Source organism: Microbacterium neimengense, from assembly GCF_054782995.1.
Window position 1 is genome coordinate 946,974 of sequence record NZ_BAAGRK010000003.1, and the last position, 20,615, is coordinate 967,588.

At 70.2% G+C, this 20,615-nt stretch carries 20 protein-coding genes; 10 read left to right on the plus strand and 10 right to left on the minus strand.

What is annotated here, in order from left to right; all coding sequences use genetic code 11:
* The first annotated feature begins 24 nt into the window (after nt 1–24).
* From ACYVJS_RS07275 to ACYVJS_RS07290, 4 genes are all read left to right on the plus strand, one after another.
* A complete protein-coding gene (locus tag ACYVJS_RS07275; protein ID WP_460739134.1) occupies nt 25–642 on the plus strand; it encodes a TetR/AcrR family transcriptional regulator in 618 nt (205 codons plus the stop codon).
* Nucleotides 642–1,271 (plus strand): hypothetical protein, encoded by a 630-nt coding sequence (locus ACYVJS_RS07280; protein ID WP_460739136.1) that lies wholly within the window; start codon nt 642–644, stop codon nt 1,269–1,271. The genes ACYVJS_RS07275 and ACYVJS_RS07280 overlap by 1 nt, the downstream gene beginning before the upstream one ends.
* Nucleotides 1,268–3,121 (plus strand): YhgE/Pip family protein, encoded by a 1,854-nt coding sequence (locus ACYVJS_RS07285; RefSeq protein WP_460739138.1) that lies wholly within the window; start codon nt 1,268–1,270, stop codon nt 3,119–3,121. The genes ACYVJS_RS07280 and ACYVJS_RS07285 overlap by 4 nt, the downstream gene beginning before the upstream one ends.
* Nucleotides 3,122–3,204: 83 nt before the next feature.
* Nucleotides 3,205–4,206: an aggregation-promoting factor C-terminal-like domain-containing protein gene (locus tag ACYVJS_RS07290; RefSeq protein ID WP_460739139.1), complete on the plus strand. Its 1,002-nt coding sequence runs from the start codon at nt 3,205–3,207 to the stop codon at nt 4,204–4,206.
* 58 nt (nt 4,207–4,264) lie between these two features.
* On the opposite strand, the gene ACYVJS_RS07295 is transcribed toward ACYVJS_RS07290, so the two are convergent.
* Nucleotides 4,265–5,119: an SDR family oxidoreductase gene (locus ACYVJS_RS07295; protein WP_460739141.1), complete on the minus strand. Its 855-nt coding sequence runs from the start codon at nt 5,117–5,119 to the stop codon at nt 4,265–4,267.
* Nucleotides 5,120–5,217: 98 nt separating this feature from the next.
* On the opposite strand from ACYVJS_RS07295, the gene ACYVJS_RS07300 reads away from it, so the two are divergent.
* Nucleotides 5,218–5,598 carry a winged helix-turn-helix transcriptional regulator gene (locus tag ACYVJS_RS07300; protein ID WP_460739143.1) on the plus strand — a complete coding sequence of 127 codons (381 nt, stop codon included), beginning with the start codon at nt 5,218–5,220 and terminating at the stop codon, nt 5,596–5,598.
* 10 nt (nt 5,599–5,608) lie between these two features.
* Here ACYVJS_RS07300 and mnhG read toward each other — a convergent pair whose 3' ends face one another.
* The 7 genes from mnhG to ACYVJS_RS07335 form a co-directional block, all read right to left on the minus strand.
* Complete coding sequence (gene mnhG, locus ACYVJS_RS07305) at nt 5,609–5,989, minus strand: monovalent cation/H(+) antiporter subunit G (RefSeq protein ID WP_460739145.1); 381 nt, start codon at nt 5,987–5,989, stop codon at nt 5,609–5,611.
* Nucleotides 5,986–6,255 carry a monovalent cation/H+ antiporter complex subunit F gene (locus ACYVJS_RS07310; protein ID WP_137418458.1) on the minus strand — a complete coding sequence of 90 codons (270 nt, stop codon included), beginning with the start codon at nt 6,253–6,255 and terminating at the stop codon, nt 5,986–5,988. Before ACYVJS_RS07310 ends, mnhG begins: the two co-directional genes overlap by 4 nt.
* The gene (locus ACYVJS_RS07315; protein ID WP_460739147.1) at nt 6,252–6,845 is read right to left on the minus strand and encodes a Na+/H+ antiporter subunit E; all 594 of its coding nucleotides are present in this window, start codon (nt 6,843–6,845) and stop codon (nt 6,252–6,254) included. The genes ACYVJS_RS07310 and ACYVJS_RS07315 overlap by 4 nt, the downstream gene beginning before the upstream one ends.
* Complete coding sequence (locus ACYVJS_RS07320; protein WP_344226794.1) at nt 6,842–8,407, minus strand: Na+/H+ antiporter subunit D; 1,566 nt, start codon at nt 8,405–8,407, stop codon at nt 6,842–6,844. Before ACYVJS_RS07320 ends, ACYVJS_RS07315 begins: the two co-directional genes overlap by 4 nt.
* The gene (locus tag ACYVJS_RS07325) at nt 8,404–8,943 is read right to left on the minus strand and encodes a Na(+)/H(+) antiporter subunit C (RefSeq protein WP_460739149.1); all 540 of its coding nucleotides are present in this window, start codon (nt 8,941–8,943) and stop codon (nt 8,404–8,406) included. The genes ACYVJS_RS07320 and ACYVJS_RS07325 overlap by 4 nt, the downstream gene beginning before the upstream one ends.
* Nucleotides 8,940–11,843: a Na+/H+ antiporter subunit A gene (locus ACYVJS_RS07330; RefSeq protein WP_460739151.1), complete on the minus strand. Its 2,904-nt coding sequence runs from the start codon at nt 11,841–11,843 to the stop codon at nt 8,940–8,942. The genes ACYVJS_RS07325 and ACYVJS_RS07330 overlap by 4 nt, the downstream gene beginning before the upstream one ends.
* Before the next feature lie 87 nt (nt 11,844–11,930).
* The gene (locus tag ACYVJS_RS07335) at nt 11,931–12,995 is read right to left on the minus strand and encodes a LacI family DNA-binding transcriptional regulator (protein WP_460739153.1); all 1,065 of its coding nucleotides are present in this window, start codon (nt 12,993–12,995) and stop codon (nt 11,931–11,933) included.
* A gap of 63 nt (nt 12,996–13,058) precedes the next feature.
* On the opposite strand from ACYVJS_RS07335, the gene ACYVJS_RS07340 reads away from it, so the two are divergent.
* Entirely contained in the window at nt 13,059–14,294 is a 1,236-nt protein-coding gene (locus ACYVJS_RS07340; RefSeq protein ID WP_460739155.1) for an MFS transporter, read from the plus strand.
* Here ACYVJS_RS07340 and ACYVJS_RS07345 read toward each other — a convergent pair.
* Nucleotides 14,288–14,929: a response regulator gene (locus ACYVJS_RS07345; RefSeq protein ID WP_460739157.1), complete on the minus strand. Its 642-nt coding sequence runs from the start codon at nt 14,927–14,929 to the stop codon at nt 14,288–14,290. The genes ACYVJS_RS07340 and ACYVJS_RS07345 overlap by 7 nt on opposite strands.
* Nucleotides 14,926–16,110, minus strand: a complete 1,185-nt coding sequence (locus tag ACYVJS_RS07350) for a sensor histidine kinase (RefSeq protein ID WP_460739159.1) — start codon at nt 16,108–16,110, stop codon at nt 14,926–14,928. Before ACYVJS_RS07350 ends, ACYVJS_RS07345 begins: the two co-directional genes overlap by 4 nt.
* Nucleotides 16,111–16,226: 116 nt before the next feature.
* Between ACYVJS_RS07350 and ACYVJS_RS07355 the strand changes: the two genes are divergently transcribed.
* From ACYVJS_RS07355 to ACYVJS_RS07370, 4 genes are read left to right on the plus strand one after another with little or no spacing between them, the layout of a single operon-like run.
* Nucleotides 16,227–16,961 (plus strand): GAP family protein, encoded by a 735-nt coding sequence (locus ACYVJS_RS07355; RefSeq protein WP_460739161.1) that lies wholly within the window; start codon nt 16,227–16,229, stop codon nt 16,959–16,961.
* A 38-nt stretch (nt 16,962–16,999) separates the two neighbouring features.
* The gene (nucS, locus tag ACYVJS_RS07360; protein ID WP_460739163.1) at nt 17,000–17,734 is read left to right on the plus strand and encodes an endonuclease NucS; all 735 of its coding nucleotides are present in this window, start codon (nt 17,000–17,002) and stop codon (nt 17,732–17,734) included.
* Nucleotides 17,735–17,790: 56 nt separating this feature from the next.
* A complete protein-coding gene (locus tag ACYVJS_RS07365) occupies nt 17,791–18,471 on the plus strand; it encodes an HAD hydrolase-like protein (RefSeq protein ID WP_460739165.1) in 681 nt (226 codons plus the stop codon).
* Nucleotides 18,472–18,497: 26 nt separating this feature from the next.
* Nucleotides 18,498–20,579 (plus strand): bifunctional lysylphosphatidylglycerol flippase/synthetase MprF, encoded by a 2,082-nt coding sequence (locus tag ACYVJS_RS07370; protein WP_460739167.1) that lies wholly within the window; start codon nt 18,498–18,500, stop codon nt 20,577–20,579.
* Nucleotides 20,580–20,615 lie beyond the last annotated feature (36 nt).

Sequence of the window (20,615 nt, forward strand, 5' to 3'; positions counted from 1 at the left end):
AATTTCGGGCGTAGACTCCTCGTCATGCCCACCGCTGTTTCGTCGCGCCCTGACGCCCTGCGCAACCGCGCTGCGCTCGTCGCGGCCGCCACTTCTCTGATCGCGCGCGACCCGCACGCGTCCATCGCCTCGATCGCCGAGGCGGCGGGCGTCAGCCGCCGCGCCGTGTACGGCCACTTCCCCGACCGCGGCGCGCTCGTGGCCGAGCTCGTGCGTTCCGGCGCCGAGCGCTTCAACACTTTGGCCGCCGAGACCGTCACCGACGAGCCGGCGCCCCTCGCCCTGGCCCGCCTCGCGGCGCGCCTCTGGGACGAGGCCGCACAGGTGCAGGTCGCCGCATCCCTCGCCCTCGACGACGCGCACATCGAGCAGACCGCCTACATCCTCGCCCCCGTCCGGCGCCGCCTGATGGCGATCGTGCGCGAAGGACAGGATGCCGGCACGCTGCGCACCGACCTGACTCCGGCGACGCTCGCGCGACTCATCGAGGAAGCGGCGCGCATGGTGATCACCCGCATCGACGCGGCGAGTTCGCACGCGCGCGGGCTCGCGGTGCGTACCGTGCTCAGTATCGCTGGACTCTCCTGGCGCGAGACGGACGTTCTGCTCGAGGCTCACCCCGAGCTGGCGGAGGAGGAGTGATGCGCGTCGAGGCGATCACCGTCAGCAAGGGGCGTGGCGGCCAGGCCCTCGCGCCCGTGTCCCTCGCTTACGAGAGCGGCAGCGCGCGACTCGCCACAGCCGAGACCGAGCAGCGCCCCACGGTGCTCGGACTCATCGCGAGCGGGCGGATGCGGCCCGACACCGGCGTGGTGCTGATCGGCGGCGCGGAGGACAACTCCGCGGTACGTCGCAGAGTGGCGCTCGTCGACGCGCCCGACGTGTCGGATCCCGCTCCCAACGTCACGGTGTTCACCGTCGTCTCCGAAGAGCTCATGTTCGCGGGGCGCCCGTCGAACCCGATCGCGACCAAGGCGTGGCTCACCGAGGCGGCGCTGCTGGAGATCTCGCGCACCCCCATCGCCGACGTCGCCCCCGCGGACCGGCTGCGCATCCTGCTGGAGCTCAGCGTGCTGCGCCCGGATGTGGAGGCGCTCGTGCTCGTCTCCCCCGACCGACACGGGGGCGATCCGCACGTGTGGTGGGAGCTGGCGGAGGAGTTCGCCGGCCGCGGGCTCGCGGTGCTGGTGATCGCCGGCCAGGCGGCCGGGGCGGTGCTCGCAGGCCGAGCCGCACGAGCCGAGATGGATGAGACGGAGGTGGCGCGATGAAGGTTCCCGCGATGATCACGGCGGAACTGCGCCGACTGACGTCCACGAAGATGTCGGTCATCGCCCTGATCGCCCTCATGTGCGTGCCCGTGCTCTACGGCGGCCTGTACCTGTGGGCCAACCAGGATCCGTACGGCCGCCTCGACCAGGTACCGGTGGGCCTCGTCGTCCTGGATGCAGGTGTGACCGAGAACGGCCAGACCACGAACTACGGCGACCAGGTCGCCGACAACCTCGTGAAGGACGGCACGTTCGACTGGCAGCGGATGAGCGCCGACGGCGCCCAGGACGCGCTGAAGCACGGGGCGGTGGACTTCACCGTCACGATCCCCGCCGACTTCTCCGACGCCCTCCAGTCGGCCGCCGGGACCTCGCCGCGACAGGCAGGGCTCGAGCTGTCGACCAACGACGCGAACAACTACCTCGCCTCCACGATCGGATCCCAGGCGATCGAGAAGATCCGCGCCTCGGTGGCGAAGCTGGTCGGCACCCAGGCCGCGAACCGCCTCCTGACGGCGATCAGCGACATCCGCGGCAATCTCGTCACCGCGGCAGACGGCGCCTCCCAGCTCGCCGACGGGGCGGCATCCGCTCTGGCCGGATCCCAGAAGCTCGGGGACGGCGCATCGCAGCTCGCGGACGGGACGGCCCAGCTCTCCTCCGGCGCCTCGCAGCTGGCCGGCGGAGCGTCGCAGCTCGCCGACGGCGCGAGCCAGGTGGCGGCGGGCACGGCCACGCTCGACGGCTACGCCGACCGCGCAGCCACCGCATCGCAGGGCCTGGTGAACGATCTGCCCGCCATCCGCTCCGCGATCGCCGACGAGCTCGCCGCGCGCGGGCTCACCCCCGACGAGATCAATGCCGTGCTCGCGCGCCTCGACACCCTCGGCGGCGACGTGTCGTCCGCGAACGACCGGGTTCAGTCGGCGGTGAGCCAGATCGACCGGCTGAACGCCGGCGCCGCACAGGTGTCGCAGGGCGCGGCGAGTCTCGCGAGCGGCTCCGCACAGCTCGCGGACGGGGCGGCGTCCGCGGCCAACGGGGCTGCGGCACTGCGCGACGGCACCGGCACACTCACCTCTGGTCTGTCCCAGCTGGATGACGGCGCTGATCAGCTCTCGAGCGGACTCGCCGACGGCGTCGCGAAGATCCCCGACTCCGACGCGGCGCTGCGCGAGCAGCAGGCCGACACGATCGCCGACCCGGTGGATGTGGAATCGAGCAAGGTGGCCGCGGCGGCCGACTACGGCGCAGGCCTCGCCCCCTTCTTCGCCTCGCTCGCGGGTTGGATCGGCATCTACGCGCTCTTCCTCATCGTGAAGCCCATCTCGCGCCGCGCGGTCACGGCGCTGCACTCCCCCGTCCGCATCACCCTGGCCGGCTGGCTGACGCCGGGACTTCTGGGCGGCATCCAGATGATCGCGCTGTTCGGCGTCCTGTCGCTCGCGCTCGGCTTCACGTTCGCGAATCCCCTCGCGACGCTCGGCATCATGGTGCTCGCCTCGCTGACGTACGCGGCCATCATCCTCGCACTGAACGTGTGGTTCGGATCGGTCGGCCAGTTCCTGGGTCTCGTGCTCATGGTGCTGCAGCTCGTGACGGCGGGCGGCACGTTCCCGTGGCAGACCCTGCCGGCACCGCTGACGGGACTTCATCATGTGCTGCCGATGGGCTTCGTCGTCGATGCGATGAGACAGCTCATGTACGGCGGAGATATCGCCAGGATCGGCAGCGACATCACGGTACTGGTCACCTGGATGCTGGGCGCCCTGGTGCTCGCGGCCCTCGGCGTCACGCGGATGACGCACAAGCGCACCCTCCGCGACCTCGCCCCCTCCCTGATCGGCTAGCGCGCCGCATCCCTCGCGATCCCCTCCGCCAGACCGCGAGACTGCATTTCCGGCACGAGATCACGGGTAATGACCGTGATCTCGTGCGCGAGATGCAGTCTCGCGGGGCGTGGTCGGCGGCGGGGACGGATGCGGGCGCATACACCGCACGCCCAGGGTCCTGCCACGGTTCGTCCAGAAAGCCCCCCTACGGTGTCCAGGTCGCCCGCGAGCCCGAACTCGTGCGGCGGCAGCCCCGACGACGGGGCCTGTCCACCCTGCTGGCGCAGCGCGTGATCGTCCCCGACGTCACTCGCGCCCGCGCGTTCTCCGTGCCCCGCGTCAGGCAGGCCGCTCGACCCTGGAGCCCTATGCCCCGCTTTCGTCGCGCCCTGTTGAGCGCTGCCGCCCTCGTGGTGGCCGTCCCCCTCCTCGTTCCCACGGCGGCGTTCGCAGCCTCCGACGACGAGGCGCCCACGCCGACCCCGTCGGCCTCCACGCCTCCCGCCGATCCTGCGCCCCGCACGATCGACCTCGACGCGTCGCTCTACCTCACGCTGGCCCGCTCGGTCTCCGCCTCCGCGGCGGGGAAGGCCGACACCACGACGCTCGACAAGGAGATCGCCCGATTGAGCTCGTCCACCGAGCTCTCGGATGCGGTGGCCGAAGCGTCCATCACCGTGCTGCGCGATGCGACCGCTCGCGTCACCGCGGAGCGCACCGCGTACGACGCCCAGGTCGCCGCCGAGCAGCAGGCGGCAGCCGCGGCGGCAGCCGCCGCGCTCGCGCAGGCGAACACGCCGGACGGCGCTCGCGCAGCGGCCCGCACGATGGCGGCCGAGAACTACGGCTGGGGCGACGACCAGTTCTCGTGCCTCGAATCCCTGTGGCAGCGTGAGTCGAGCTGGAACTACCAGGCGTACAACGACGGCAGCGGCGCGACCGGCATCCCGCAGGCCCTGCCCGGCTCCAAGATGGCTTCGGCCGGTGACGACTGGCAGACCTCCGCGATCACGCAGATCCGGTGGGGGCTCGACTACATCGACCGCGCATATGGCACGCCGTGCGCGGCGTGGGGCCACTCGCAGGCGACCAACTGGTACTGAGAGCCCTCATGACGAAGGGGCACCCGCGCGATGCGGGTGCCCCTTCGTCATGTCCGGGTCAGAGCGCTGCGCGCAGCCCCTCGACGAGCGGCGTGGTGGGACGCCCGATGAGCTGCGACAGCGTGTGGTCCTCGGAGTCCAGCGCACCGGCGGCGATTCCCGCATCCAGCGCGGCGACGAAGCCGGCCGTGCCCTCATCGAGGCCTGCGCCGCGCAGGGTCTCCAGCAGGTGCTCCTCCGACAGCGCCACATACGTCACGTCGCGCCCGTGGATCTCGGCGGCGGCCGCAGCGATGTCCGCGTAGCCGAATGCGACATCACCCGCGAGCTCGAGCACGCGTCCGAGGTACGCGTCGTCCGTCACCACGATGGCCGCCGCCTCGGCGAAGTCGGCGCGGGCGGCTCCTGCCACCTTCCCATCGGCGACCGCAGCGGCGATCACGCCGGACTCGGCGGCGCGGGCCACATCCTGCGCGTAGTTCTCGATGTACCAGTTGTTGCGGAGGATTGTGTAGCGCAGGCCGGATGCGGCGAGCGCCTCCTCGGTGGCGACGTGCTCGGCTGCCAGGGGCAGCGGGCTCGTGGTCGCGTGGTAGATGCTCGTGTAGACCAGCCCGCCGACCTTCGCGGCGACGGCGGCGTCGATGACCGCCTGGTGCTGGGGCAAGCGCTTGCCAACCTCGGAGCCCGAGACGAGCACGACGCGGTCGACCCCGGCGAAGGCCGCGTCGAGGGTCTCCGGAGCGTCGTAGTCCACGACGGCGGTGCCCACCCCGCGATCGGCGAGGTCGGCGACCTTGTCGAGACTGCGCGCGCCCGCGACGATGTCGGATGCGGCGACGCCGCGCTCGAGCAGGCTTTCGACGATGAGACGGCCGAGGTGTCCGCTGGCGGCGGTGACGAGAATGGTCATGGGAGTGTCCTTTCGATCCGGTACGTGGGGGTAAGCCCACCTTCCGCCTGAAACATTCCTTTTGTCAGGTACCCACTTCGGAGTAAGGTACCGACGTCATGGTGAGTTATGTGAATTTGCAGGCCCTCCCGGAGGGATTGTTCACCCACGCGTGCCCGACGCGGACCGTTCTCGATCACGTCATGAGCCGCTGGGGGGTGCTCGTGCTGTCGGCGCTCGTGGGCGGCACCCTTCGCTGGAGCGAGCTGCGCCGCGCCGTCGACGGCATCAGCGAGAAGATGCTCGCCTCGACCCTGCGCCAGCTCACCGCAGACCGCTTCGTCGAGCGGGAGTCGTTCCCGACCGTGCCGCCGCACGTCGAGTACCACCTCACCGACCGAGGTCGTGAGCTCATGGCGCGGATGCTGCCGCTGCTGGAGTGGATCGCCGTGAACGCCGATGAGATCGTGGCGGGGGAGTCGGAGCCGGCTACGGCGTAGCACGAGCAGGTCAGCGCGGGTCGGGATCCTTGTCGCGCAGCTCGTCGACGTACATGGCCTCTTCGTCCAGCGTGCGGTTGCGGTAGGCCTGCCGCCCCACCATATGCGCCGACAGCGGCGCGGTCGCGAGCTGGATGAGGGCGATCGGGATGAGGAAGGCCACGGCGGCCCAACTGCGAACCGACAGGGCGATCGCGAGGCAGATGAGCAGGAAGCCGAGCACCTGAGGCTTGGTCGCGGCGTGCAGGCGCGTGGGGACGTCGTGGAAGCGCAGCAGGCCGATCGCCGCCGTCAGGCACAGGAGCGCGCCGATGAGGATCAGCACGAGAGCTGTGGTGTCGAGGACGGCATCGATCGGGAACCCCGCATCCGCCTGGACGTGCGCGATCATCGCTGGTTCGCATCCTTCCTCGCGACGAACCGCGCGATCGAGATCGATCCGAACACGCCGATCGCGGCGATCACCAACAACACGGGCAGCGTGCGGGTGTGGTGGTTGATCGCCATCTCGGCGCCCAGCACGCACATGACCTCTGTCAGCAGCACGTCGCTGGCGACCGCCCGGTCGAGGATCGAGGGCCCCGTGATGACGCGCCAGAGCGTGAGCAGGGCGGCCACGGCGAAGACGATGTAGATCGCCACGAGCAGTGGGTTCATCCGCTGGCCTCCTTCGCCTGGGCCTCGCCCGTGCGGGCCGGCGTCACCTGCGCGAGCTGTGCGCGCGAGCCGACCGCGCGCACGATCCGCCGCTCCCACCGCTGCACGTGACGACGCTGCGCCTCGACGTCCGCGTCCGAGTTCACGCCGATGACGTGCAGGTACAGGATGCTCTCGTCGCGGTCGATGTCGATCACGAGCGATCCCGGGATGAGGGATGCGGTGACGGCGGTGTGCGCGAGGATCAGCTCATCGTTCGTGGCGAGGGGCACGGCGATGACGGCGCCCCCGGGATAGCGTCGGGGATTCACGACCTGCCAGGCCACGAGCAGCGAGCCCTTGACGAGCGCGCCGAGGAAGGCAAGCACGAAGACCAGGCCGTACCAGAGGTTGACGCGGCCGGACAGCTCCACCGGCGGCAGCCGGAAGACGCGGGTCACGAGGATCGCCGCCACGAGTCCGGTCAGGAACGCGATGACCGTGAACTGACCCCACAGCAGCATCCACAGGGCGACGAGCCACAGGAAGAACGGCAGTTGCCGCCAGGTCTGGGCGATGAGTCCCTTGGGGCCGCGGAGGTGTCGGATCACTGATCGACCTCCCCGGACTGCGTCTCCAGCTGCACGAGCTGCACGGGCTGCAGCAGCGCGTCGCCGATGCGGGTGCACATGTCGTAGAGGGGCCCGGCGAACACCGTGAGGGCCACCGTGACGGCCACCATGCCCGCGGTGGCCGCAGTCATGACACGGGGGATGACGCGGCGTTCGGTCTGGATGCCGGCGGCCGGGGCGTTGCCGAGGTACTCGACGCGAGCCTCGACCTCGGGCTCCTCCGTGTCGTCCTCGCGCCAGAAGCCGAGGTTCCAGGCACGCATGAGCGCATAGAGCGTGAGCAGCGAGGTGACGATACCGGCCACGATCAGAACGATCATGAGCGGCGTGCCGACCTGGGCTGCGGCGTCGAAGAGTCCGTACTTGCCTATGAAGCCCGAGAACGGGGGGAGCCCGCCGAGGTTCACGGCGGGGATGAAGTACAGCACCGCGATCACGGGGGCTGCGCGCATGAGCCCCTTGAGCTTGAGGATGGAGGTGCTGCCTGCGCGACGCTCGATGAGTCCGACGGCGAGGAACAGAGTCGTCTGCACCACGATGTGGTGGACCATGTAGTAGATCGTCGCGCCGATCGCCGCGGGGGTCGCGATCGCGAGCCCGAACACCATGTAGCCCACGTGGCTCACGAGGGTGAAGGAGAGGATTCGTTTGAGCTCGGCCTGGGCGACCGCACCGAGCACACCGACGATCATTGTGGCGAGGGCGACGATCAGCAGCAGCACGTTCACGTTGCTGTCGGGGAAGAGCTGCGTCTCGGTGCGGATGAGGGCGTAGACGCCGACCTTGGTCAGCAGGCCCGCGAAGACGGCCGTGACCGGCGCGGGTGCGGTGGGGTAGGAGTCCGGCAGCCAGAACGACAGCGGGAAGACGGCCGCCTTGATACTGAAGGCGAGCAGCAGCATGAGGTGCAGCGTGAGCTGCACGTGCTGCGGCAACTCCCCCATCCGCTCCGCGATCTGCGCCATGTTCACGGTGCCGAGGGCGCCGTAGATCATGGCGATCGAGGCGAGGAAGAGGATCGAGGAGACGAGCGAGACGACGATGTAGACGATGCCGGCACGGATGCGGGACTCGGTGCCGCCGAGGGTGATCAGCACGTAGGACGCGACGAGCAGGATCTCGAAGCCCACGTAGAGGTTGAAGAGGTCGCCCGCGATGAACGCGTTGAAGATGCCCGCCGCGAGGATGAGGTACGACGGGTGGAAGATCGAGACCGGGGTCTCCTCGTCACCGTCGGCGGCGCCTTGCCCTACCGAGAAGAGAAGGACGGCGAGCAGCACGACGCTCGAGACCACGACCAGCAGCGCCGCCAGCCGGTCGACGTAGAGCACGATGCCGAAGGGGATCGGCCAGCCGCCCACAGCAACGGCGAGGGGCTGGCCCGAGTCGACGACCACGAGCAGCACCGCCGCGATGGCGAGCACCGCCGTGAGGGTCGTGATCGAGACGGCAACCTGCACGCGCCGGCGCCTGCCGAACACGAGCGCAATGGCTGCGCCGATGAGTGGCAGGGTGACCAGAAGCGGAACCAGTGCGTTCATCGCTCACCCTCCTCGTCATCGGTGCGCCTCGTGGTCGGTCGATCAGTCGGCGCGTCGTCGCGGATGCCGGGCACGTCCAGGCTGCCGAGCACCGTGATGGGAACGCTCGCCGCATCCACGAAGTCCGTCGTCGCGTCGTCGGCGGTGATCTCGTCCTCCATGGCCTCTTCGTCTTCGACCGCACGGCCGCGCAGCGCGATGTCCTCGACGTCGTCCTCGACGGTGTCGGCCTGACCCAGCTGCCAGGAGCGGTAGATGAGCGCGAGCAGGAACGCCGAGACCGCGAAGGTGATCACGATCGCCGTCAGCGTCAGCGCCTGGGGGAGAGGGTCGGAGAACTCCGCCGAGTCGGCGCCTTTCGCAAAGAAGGGCGCCGTTCCGGGGAAGCCCATCACGATGAGCAGCAGCAGGTTCGCGGCGTTGCCGAGCAGCAGGAAACCGATCAGCACCCGGGTGAGGCTCCGCTCGAGCATCGCGTACACGCCGCACGCGAAGAGCACGGCCATCACGGCGATCAGGACGACGGAGACGCTCATCGGGTTCCCGCCCCCTGCTGCTCCAGCTGGAGCTTCTGGCGGTCGACCTCGGCGCCGAGGCTGCGGAGCACGTCGAGCACGAGCCCGATGACGACGAGGTACACGCCGATGTCGAAGATCGTCGACGTCACGAACTCCACGTGGCCGAGCACGGGGATCGTCACGTCGAACCAGGTGCTGGTCAGGGGGTCGACGCCGAAGAACAGCGGCACGACGGCGGTTCCGACGGCGAGCAGCATGCCCACGCCCAGCAGGCGCCCCGCATCCGTCGGTGCCGCGGCGCCGAGCTCGTAGCGGCCGCCGGCGACGTAACGCATGACGAGCGCCATACCGGCGATGAGACCGCCCGCGAACCCGCCGCCGGGAAGGTTGTGACCGGCGAACAGCACGTACAGCGAAACGATGATGATCGAGTGGAACAGGATCCGCACGACGACTTCGAGCAGGATCGAGCGGTTCTCCGGCTTGACCTTCGCGCCTCCCACGAGCCAGGCGCGACGACCGCTCTCGCCCGCGCCCTGGGGGCGCAGGCCCTCCGACGTCTCGAGCAGCGGACGACGGCGGGGAAGGCGGGGAAGCGGTTTGGTGAAGTCCGAGAGGGTGTCGGAGCGGTGGGTGACGAACACGAGTGAGGCGACGCCGGTGGCCGCGAGGATGAGCACCGACAGCTCGCCCATCGTGTCCCAGCCGCGAAGGTCCACGAGGGCGACGTTGACGACGTTGCGCCCGTGGCCGATTTCGTAGGCGAGTTCCGGGAAAGCGAGCGAGATCGGCGTCTCGACGCGCGCGGAGGTCGCGACGATCGCGACGAGAGCCATCGTGAGGCCGACGGCTCCGGCGAGCACGGCTCGCGCGAGCGGAGCGACCGACGCGTTGTGGTCGCCCATCCGGGCCGGGATGCGCCGCAGCACGAGCGCGAACGCGACGAGCGTGACGGTCTCGATGAGGATCTGCGTCAGAGCCAGATCGGGGGCGCCGCTCGTGGCGAAGAGCACGACCATGCCCAGGCCCGTGACCGAGACGAGCACGACGCCCGTGTAGCGCTTGCGGGCACGCACCGCGATGATGCCCGCGACGATCATGATCGGGGCGACGAACACCTGGGTCGGCGACTGCCAGGCATCCAGCTGCGCGCGCCACTCCGGCGTCGCCAACAGGGTGACACCCTGCGAGACGACGAAAACGAGGAAGATCGTTCCCACGTAGACCGGCAGCGAGCCGCGCTGCGTGAGCGTCGTCGTCCACACCGAGATGCGGGCGATGAGACGCAGGACCGCGTTGTAGGCGTCGGCGGCGGTGAACGGGAGAATCCTGCGCCGCTCGGCCCACCGCACCTTCAGAGCGAACCAGAACAGGAATGCGCCCACCGCGAGCGTGCCGAGCGAGAGGAACAGCGCGGGCTCGAGGCCGTGCCAGAGTGCGAGATGCGTGGCCTTCTCGCCGGCCGCCGGGGCGAGCTCGGCGTATCGCGCGAACGCGGTGTCGATCCAGGGTGCGGCGAGCCCCGACACGAGCGTGAGGCCGGAGAGGATGACCGGCGCCGCGAGGAAGCCGACGGGCGGGTCGGGCCACTCGGTGCGCTCGCGCGGTGCGCCCGCCGCATCCTTCTTCGTCCAGAACGCGCCCCAGACGAAGCGGATGCCGTACGCCGCCGTCAGCGCCGAACCGATGAGGATGCCGATGAGTGCGACCGTCGCCCACACCGATCCGTCGTCGAGGAAGGCCGCCAGCGCGGACTCCTTCGCGACGAACCCGATGGTGGGGATGACGCCGGCCATGGACGCGACGGCGATGATCGAGAAGGTCGCGAGCGTGGGCGCTTGCCGCCCCACTCTGGAGAGTTCATTGATGTCACGGGTGGAGAGCTGGCGGTCGATGACGCCCACCACGAGGAACAGCGACGACTTGAAGAGAGCGTGGCTGAGCAGGAGCGCGAGACCGGCGAGCGCCGCCTCCCTGGTGCCGAAGCCGAGCACGACCGTCAGGAAGCCGAGCTGACTCACCGTGCCGAACGCCAGAATGCGCTTGAGGTCGGACTCGCGAAGGGCCTGCACGCCGCCGAGCAGCATCGTGAACACGCCGAGGCACACGATGATCGGACGCCACGGATCAGCCTCCGCGTAGACGGGCGCGAAGCGGGCGATCAGATAGATGCCGGCCTTGACCATCGCCGCCGCGTGCAGATAGGCGCTGACGGGCGTGGGCGCGGCCATGGCGCCGGGGAGCCAGAAATGGAATGGGAAGATCGCGGACTTGCTCAGCGCGCCGACCAGAAGAAGGACGAGTGCGGCGTTGACGGTGGGACCGGTGGGGGCCTCGGCGAGGATCGTGGAGATGCTGGTCGTGCCCGCCGCCACGACGAACAACACGACGCCGATCAGCATGACGAGTCCGCCGAGCGTCGTCACCAGCAGCGCCTGCAGCGCGGCACGACGGCTGACACCGCGCGCGTGGTAGAAGCCGATGAGCAGGTACGAGAGCACGCTCGTGATCTCCCACAGCATGACCAGCACGACGATGTCGTCGGTGAGCACGAGTCCGTACATGGCTCCGGCGAAGGCGAGGAGCACAGCGGAGAACTGGCCGAGGCCCTCGCGTTTTCCTGCGAAGTACCAGCGGCAGTAGAGCATCACCAGAGCGCCGACGCCGGTCACGATGAGCGTCAGCACCCAGCTGAGCATGTCCATCCGCATCGAGAGCTGGATACCGAGCGAGGGCATCCAGTCGTATGTCTCGAAGGGAATGCCACCCGACAGCACCTGCGGAGCGAGCCAGAGCGCGTGGCCGAAGGCGATGATCGGCAGCAGGGCCGCGACCGCGAAGGCGCGGGCGCCGAGGCGGGAGACCAGCCAGGGGAGCAGAAGCGGAACGAGGGCAAACGCAGCGAGGAGTACCAGCAAACGCGGCCTCCTCGTGGTCGTCGGGGCTCCGTGGCAGACGGAACCACCCAGGCGATCGGGGTGTCGCTCTCTATTCTACGGGGCGGATCACACGCCCGGCGCCAGGACCGTCGAAACCGGTCCCGTCGTATTACCCGGACGGAACACAGAAGTCAGCAGGATGTCGGGGGGAACGACGCCCTCGAGCATCGCCGACACTGCGATACCGGCGGCGCGCCCCTTCTCCGCCGCGGGCTGCACCATCGTGGTCAGCGTGAGGGGGGCGACGCCGTCGATCGAGACGCCGTCGAAACCGGTGACGCTGACGTCTTCGGGCACGCGCAGCCCAGCGTCGTGGACGGCCCGGATGATGCCCGCCGCCAGCACATCGCTCTGCGCGAGGATCGCCGTCGGCCGCTCGCCCGGTGCCGTGAGGATGGCTCGGCCCGCCGAGTAGCCCTCGTCGATGAGACTCGCCCCCGCCGCATACACGCGGGCGTCCTCGAACACGTCGAGGGCGCCCTCCAGACGTTCGCGCGTGACGTCGACGGTGATCTGCGAGACCGATTGCGGATCGAACCATCCCGTGCTGTGTCCGCCGCCGACGGGAAGGGCGACCACCACGACGCGACGGTGTCCGAGCTCTCGCACGTGCCGAGCGATGACGGCCTGCGCGTCGTGATTGTCCAGGCGGATGCGGGGGATCCCCTCGCCGGCATCGCCCTCCACGACCACCACCGGAACACCGCGCCGCTGCAGCACCTCAAGGTCGTCACGCAGCCGTGTGCTGCATCCGATCAGGACGAAGGCATCAGCCGGGGCTGCGGGGAGGGCTGCTCCCCCCGATTCGTCGTCGCGGAGGAGGAGCAGACCGCTGCCGCGTTCGGCCACGCCCTCGGCGAGCCCGTCGAGCATGATCGTGGTGACGGGATCGCGGAAGGCCGCGCGCAGCCGATCGCCGATGACGACACCGACGACGCCCGAGCGTCCCAGACGCAACGACGCCGCACGCGGATCCGGCCCTGCGTAGCCGAGTTCCGCAGCGGCCGCGAGCACGCGTGAGCGGGTCGCCTCGGAGACCGCGGTCTTGCCGCTGAACACCACCGACGCGGTCGAGGCGGCGACTCCCGCCTGACGTGCGACGTCGGCGATGGTGGCACGGCGTGCGTTCATGGTCCCTCGATGCTAACCCCCCACGTCACGACACGGATCGAATCGATTCGGTAGGGTGTGCTCATGGAAACAGTGCTGTCCCGTTCCCAGGTCGTGCGGTGGCGCACAGCCGTCTTCGCCATCTTCCTCGCGAGCGGCCTGAGCATCGCCACCTGGGCGTCCCGCGTGCCGGCGATCAAGACGGCGCTGGGCATCGACAACATCCAGGTCGGCATGCTGCTGCTGGGGATGGGCGTCGCCTCGATCCTCGGCCTCACGGCCAGCTCCGCGATCCTCGCGCGGTTCGGAGCACGCCGGGGCATGCTCGGTGCGCTGTGCTTCGTCGTGCTCGGGCTCGTTCTCATCGGGGTCGGAACCGACTACCTGCACATGTACGGCGTCGTGCTCGCCGGTCTCGCACTCTTCGGATTCGGCAACGGCTCGCTCGACGTGATGATGAACGTCGAGGGCGCGGCGATCGAGAAGCAGACCGGCAAGACGATCCTGCCGCTGTTCCACGCCTTCTTCAGCTTCGGAACGGTCATCGGCGCGGGTCTCGGCACGGCGGCCGCCGCCATCGCGTTCAGCGTCGTGGCGCACACGGCGATCGTCGCGGTCGTCATCGCCGTCCTGGCCGTCGTGACGGCCTCCAATGTGCCGGTCCGCGACGTCGCGATGGACGTCGACGCGGAGGATGCCCCGAAGGGATGGAGCGAGCGCATCCGTCTCGCGCTGAGCGCATGGAAGGAGCCGCGCACGTACACGCTGGGCGTCATCATCCTGGGCATGGCCTTCGCCGAGGGCGGTGCGAACGACTGGCTCTCTCTCGCGGTCGTCGACGATCACGGGGCCGACCCGGCGCTCGGACCCGCGGCGCTGACGGTGTTCTCCGTAGCGATGACCGTCGTACGGGTGTTCGGCGGTCCGCTGGTCGATCGCTTCGGCCGCGTCGTCGTGCTGCGCTCGCTCGCCGTCACGGCGGCCGTCGGACTCGTGCTGTTCATCTTCGCCCCGAACATGCCGCTGGTGTTCATCGGTGCGGCGCTGTGGGGGATGGGCGCATCCCTCGGCTTCCCGCTGGGCATGTCGGCCGCCGCCGACGACCCCCAGCACGCGGCGGCGCGGGTGAGTGCGGCGGCGACGATCGGTTACGTCGCGTTCCTGTGCGGTCCGCCGATCCTCGGCTTCATCAGCGAGCACATCGGCCTGCTGAACACCCTGCTGATCATCGTGGGACTGATCGTGGCGTCGGGCTTCTTCTCGGGCGCCGCCCGCCCGCTGGTCACCGCATCCGACGAGAAGGCGCCGCGCGGTCACTGAGCGGCGTCACCCCGGGCGATCGCCACGGCGTGCGAACGACTCTCGGCGCCCAGCTTCGTCAGCACACTCGACACGTGCGTCTTCACCGTCGGAACGGAGATCTCCAGCAGCGCGGCGATCTGATGGTTGGAGCGCCCTTCCGAGAGGGCGGCGAGCACCTCACGCTCGCGCGGCGTCAGCGCGTCGAGCGCCGCGGTAGCGGGGGAGTGCTCCGCAGGCCGCGTGCGGCGCGCCAGCACCCGCCGAGTGACCCGAGGGTCGAGGACCCCGTCGCCGCGGGCGACGCTGTGCACTGCATCCACGAGGGCCGCAGCCGAGACCGTCTTCAGCAGGAATCCGACAGCACCCGCGTCGAGCGCCGCATCCACCAGCTCGTCCTCGTCGAAGCTCGTCAGCACGAGCACGTCGCTCGTGTCGTCTTCGCGGATGCGGCGGGTCGCCTCCACGCCGTCCATGCCCGGCATCCGCAGGTCCATCAGCACGACGTCCGGCCGCAGGGCCCGCGCGTTGCGCACCGCCACCGCGCCGTCGGCAGCCTCGCCGACCACCTCGATGCCGTGGGCCACGAGCATGATCCGCAGTCCCTCACGGATGGCGGCGTGGTCATCGGCCAGGAGCACTCGCGGCGCGCTCATCCGGGCACCGCCGCCGGGATGTGGGCCTCGACGCACCATCCATCGGCGCGGGGTCCGGCATCCAGCCGGCCGCCCAGGGCCTTCGCGCGTTCGCGCAGCAGCTCGAGACCCCAGCCGTTCCCGACGAGCCGAGCGGGCGGCGCGGATGCTCCACGGGAGTCCACCCGCACGGACACCTCCCCGGCCTCCTCGACGAGCCGGATGCGCACCTCGGCTCCGGGTGCGTGACGGACGCAATTCGCCAGCGACTCCTGCACGATGCGGGCGACGGCCTGGTCCACGGGCGTGCTGAGATCGGCGTCGAGGTCGTTTTCGAGCGACACCTCCAGTCCGGAGCGGCGCGCGGCCTCGGCGAGGTCGTCGATCGAGGCGACGCCCGCCGGCGCCGCGATCTGCGCGCCGCCGTCGCGCAGCACGGCGATCATCGTGCGGAGCGTGTCGTGCGCCTCCCGCGACGAGTCGCGCACAGCCCGGAGTGCGGCGCGATCGGCATCCGGATCCGGCGGCATCGACAGCGCCGCCTCGGAGCGGATCGCCATCGCCGCAACATGGCCGGCGACGACGTCGTGCAGCTCGCGCGCCATGGCGTCGCGTTCGCCCTGCACCGCCGCATCCCGCTGCCGCGCACCCTCGTGTCGCGCGTCCTCCGCCTGCTGCCGATGCAGCGCGACCAGCTCCCGCGACTGCGCCACCGCGGTGCCGTACCAGTACCCCAACCCGGCCAGGGCGCCCAGCTGCAGAGCGACGAGGAAGGCGGCGCGCGCGTCGCCGGTGATCCACCCGGCCGCGATCGACATGACCGCGACGACCGTCACCGTCCCCGCGAGGATGCCGCGGCGGTGCTCGGCCTCGCGCGTGGCGACGTACAGCACGTCGACGGCGACGATGAGGGGAACCAGCCCGCCGAACACGAAGACGTCGACGGCCATGACGATCGCCGCGGCGATCAGCGCGGGGATCGGCCACCGATCACGCACGAGCACGAGCGCCACGGCGGCGAGCGCGGGGATCAACGCCCACCACGCGGATGCGGCGGCGAACACACTGGGCACGATGGCACCAGACACCGTGAGTCCCAGCGCGCCGGCGGCGAGCGCGATCAGCAGGTAGATGAGCGCGTCGGCGGGCCCCCGGTGCCGGCGCACCCAGTCACGCAGCCGGGAGACCTCTGCTTCGCCCATGCGTTCATGCAAGCACAGGCATGCGTCTGCGGCATCCGTCGAAGGACGGAGGCGCCAGGGCGAGGGTGCGTCCTTCGCCCGATGTGCGCAAGCCGTCCCCGCCGAAGACTCGGAGCGTGGACCTCATTCCCGGCGCCCCCTTGCCGCTCACCCTGTTCGTGCTCGCCCTCGTCGACGGGCTGAGCGTCGGCACCCTCGTCATCCCCCTGCTGCTCATGATCGTGCCGGGCAAGGTGCGCGTCGGGCGCCACCTGGTCTATCTCTCGACGATCTCGCTCTTCTACCTCGCGGTCGGCGTGCTGTTCCTGCTCGGGCTCATGAACGTCATCGACGTGGTCGGCGACTTCTCCTCCTCGACCGCCGGGGCGGTGGTGCGCCTGGTCGTCGGCGCGGCGCTGCTGATCGCCGCCTTCGCGATCCCCGCGAACGAGAAGCGGATGCGGGAGCGCCCCGACGCCGGCCCCGGGCGCATCGTCCGGTGGCGCGACCGGCTGGTCGCCGACGGGGTGCCGGCGCGCACCGTCATCGCCGTGGCGATCGCGGCGGGAATCGTGGAGCTGGCGACCATGCTCCCGTATCTGATCGGCATGACGCTGCTGGCCGAGTCGCCGCTCGCGCTCCCGGTGCAGGTGGGAGCCCTCGCCGCATACTGCCTCGTCATGATCCTGCCGGCGCTGGTGCTGCTGGGTCTGCGGATCGTCGCGGCGCACCTGATCGAGCGTCCCCTCGAGCGTCTCGCAGCATGGCTCTCGCGCACCGCCGGCGAGACCACATCGTGGATCCTCGGCATCATCGGCTTCCTGCTGGCTCGTGCCGCGGCGACCGAGCTCGGCTTGTTCGATCTGCTGTGAGCGTCGAGGACGGGCTCCGCGGCAACTAGGCTCTTCGGGTGCGTCTCGTCATCGCCCGCTGCTCCGTGGACTACACCGGCCGCCTCAATGCCCATCTGCCCCTCGCGACTCGCCTCCTCGTCCACAAGGGCGACGGCAGTCTCCTCGTGCACTCCGACGGCGGCTCCTACAAGCCCCTGAACTGGATGAGCCCGCCGTGCTCACTGGCCGTCGAGGAGCCCGACGAGGATGCGGCGAGCGCCGGCGTCATCGAGCAGTGGCGGGTCACGCACACCAAGACCGGCGACGCGCTGCTCGTGCGCCTCTACGAGGTGATCCACGACTCCAGCCACGAGCTCGGCGTCGACCCGGGCTTGCAGAAGGACGGCGTCGAGGCCGACCTGCAGCGTCTGCTGGCCGAGCAGGTGGGGGTCATCGGCGAGCACCTCACCCTCGTGCGCCGCGAGTTCCCCACCGCCATCGGTCCGGTGGATCTCATGCTGCGCGATCCGGACGCGGCCACGGTCGTCGCCCTGGAGGACGAGACGCCGCGCGCGCTGCACGTCGCCGTCGAGGTCAAGCGGCGAGCGGGGATCGACGCGGTGGAGCAGCTCACGCGCTACCTCGACCTGCTCAACCGCGACTCGCACCTGCGGCCCGTGCGCGGTGTGCTGGCGGCGCAGGCGTTCGCGCCGCAGGCGCGCACCCTCGCGACCGATCGCGGCATCGACTGCGTCGTCCTGGACTACGAGGCCATGAAGGGCATCGACAGCGGACTGCCGACGCTCTTCTGAGCGGCGCGAACCCCGCCGCGACGATCGGCCGCCCGGCGCACGATAGCGTGGGAGCCATGTCCGTCGGATCCCCGTTCTCCTGCATCCTCTGGGACGTCGACGGCACGCTCGTCGACGCATCCGATGGGATCCTGCGCCGCCTCACGATCACGCTCGAGCACTTCGGCCTCCCGGCGCCGACGCGCGCCGAGCTGGTGCACTGGATCGGACCTCCCCTGTACGAGTCCTTCCAGCACCACGCCGGGATGACCCCGGATAGCGCCACGGACGCGGTCACCTTCTATCGCGCGCTGGGCAAGGCCGACGGCTACACCACCGACGTCAAGCTGTACCCGGGGGTCAAGCAGATCGTGGACGACCTCGCCGCCGCGGGCATTCCCCAGGGCACGGCGAGCTCCAAGCCCGAGAACCAGGTGCAGGCGCTCATGCTGCACTTCGACCTCGCGGAGCACATGACGGCCATCACGGGCGCGACGCCCGACGAGAAGACGCTCGCGACGAAGGCGGACATCGTCGCCGAGGCTCTGCGCCGGATGCGGGCCGCCGGCGTCGACACCTCGCGCCCCGTACTCATCGGGGATCGGCACCACGATGTGGACGGTGCGACGGCCAACGGCGTCCCCGTGATCTTCGTGCGGTGGGGTTTCAGCTGGCCGCACGAGGCCGAGGGCGCCCAAGCCGTGGTCGACAACGCGGACGAGCTCCACGCGCTGCTGCTGGTCGACTCCGACGCCTGAGCCCTCCGCGTCGCTATCGTGAGCGCATGACGACGGACGACGCCGCCAGCCGACCGAGGCCCCGCACGGCGATGCGCATCGCTCGTCGCGTGCCCGCGACTCTCGTCCTGGTCGCCGCACTGCTCGTGATCGGGGTCGTCACCGGTGCCCTCTGGCATCCCTTCCATCGGAACCCCGGCATGGAGCTGTGGGCTTACGGCTGGCCCGCCCTCGAGGCCGGCCGCTGGTGGACGCCGTTCACCGGCACCTTCATCGTCGGCCACCCCGGCCTCTACCTGTTCACGGTCGCGAGCTTCGCGGGGATGGCCTACCTCGAATTCCGCCGCGGCACCCGCGTGGCGCTCGCTTACTTCGCGATCGGCCAACTGTTCGCGGTGCTGGCGGCGGCCCTTCTCGTCTGGGCGCTCTCGCTCACCGGCTGGCAGTGGGCACTCACGCAGGCGGGCGCACTGGATGTCGGCCCGTCCGGCGGCGCGTTCGCCGCCATCGCCGCCGCCGTAGGGCTCCTTCGCGCGCCGTGGCGGATGCGGGTCTGGTTGCTCCTGCTCGGATACGTCTTCGTCACGATGCTGTTCTGGGGGAATCTCGACGACATCGAGCACCTGCTGGCGGTAGTCCTGGTGCTCTTCGTGGACCGCTCGCTGCGCCCGCAGCGCACGACCGTGCGGGAGCAGCGGCTCGTCGCCTTCCTCGGACTCGCCATCCTCGCGGTCCTCGAGATCATCGTCTTCATGGTCCCGACCGACGGGCCCTTCGGACCGACCACGCCCGGCTCGGGCTCGGTCTGGGATGTGGCGATCGACGTGGTGGCGATCGCGCTCATCGCCAACGGGCTGCGACGCGGCCGTCGGTGGGCGTGGATCCTCGGGCTCGTGCTGACGGGCCTCAATCTTCTGTCGCTCGCTCTCCTCATCGCCCTGATCGCCCTGACGAGCTGGACCGAAGCCGCCGACGTCCTCTCGGGAGATCCCTCGCTCTCGCTCGCGACCGGCGTGCTCTGGCTGCTCGTTCTCGTCTACCTCGTCTGGGTGCGCGGCGCTTTCCGCGCGCGCCGGCGCACCCGCATCGGTCAGCCGCCCGCGCCGGATCAGACCGCGCTGCGCGACCAGCTGCACCGCTTCGGCGGGGGGACACTGTCGTGGATGACGACCTGGGAGGGCAACCACTACGCCCGGGTGTCGGAGAGCATCGTCGCGTTCCAGAGCCGCGCTTCCGTCGCGCTCGTGCTGGCCGATCCCATCGGTCCGGAGGCCGACGCCGGTCCCGCCGTGTCGGCGTTCATCGACTCGGCGGAGCGTGCCGGCCTCATCCCCTGCTTCTTCAGCGCGGGAGAACGAACCCGTGACGCGGTGCCCGAGAGCTGGCGCAGCCTCGTGGTGGCCGACGACACGATCGTGGACCTTCCCGGACTCGAGTTCACCGGCAAGGCCTGGAACGCCGTCCGCACCTCCTTCAACCGTGCGGGGCGCGAGGAGATGACGTTCCGACTCACGCGGCTCGCCGACGAACCATGGGGGATCCGCGCACAGCTGCGCGCGATCTCCGAAAGCTGGGTGGGCGACAAGGGCCTCCCGGAGATGAGCTTCACCCTCGGCACACTGGCCGAGGCCGCCGACCCGGAGGTGCGCCTCGCGCTGGCGATCTCGCCCTCGGGGGATGTCGACGGGTTCCTGTCGTGGCTGCCCGTCTACGCGCCGGGCGGCGGCATCCACGGCTGGACGCTGGATCTCATGCGCCGACGCGAGGGCGGGTTCGGGCCTGTGATGGAGTTCCTCATCGGCTCATCCGCCAAGGCCTTCTCCGAGGAGGGGGCGCAGATCATGTCTCTGTCGGGAGCGCCGCTCGCGCACGACTACCCGCCGGATGCGGGGCTCATCGCCGAGTTGAGCGGCAAGCTCGCCGAGGCGCTGGAGCCCGTCTACGGCTTCCAGTCGTTGCATCGCTTCAAGGAGAAGTTCCACCCGCGCTACGAGACCATGTACCTGCTCTACCGCGACGAGAGCGACCTCACGCGCATCTCTCTCGCGCTCACACGGGCGTTCCTGCCGACGGCGACGCTGCGTCAGTTCGCCGGCGCGGGTCTGGAACTCGTCCGCGGCACCACCTGACGCGAACGCAAGAGGGACGGGATGCCGCGCATCCCG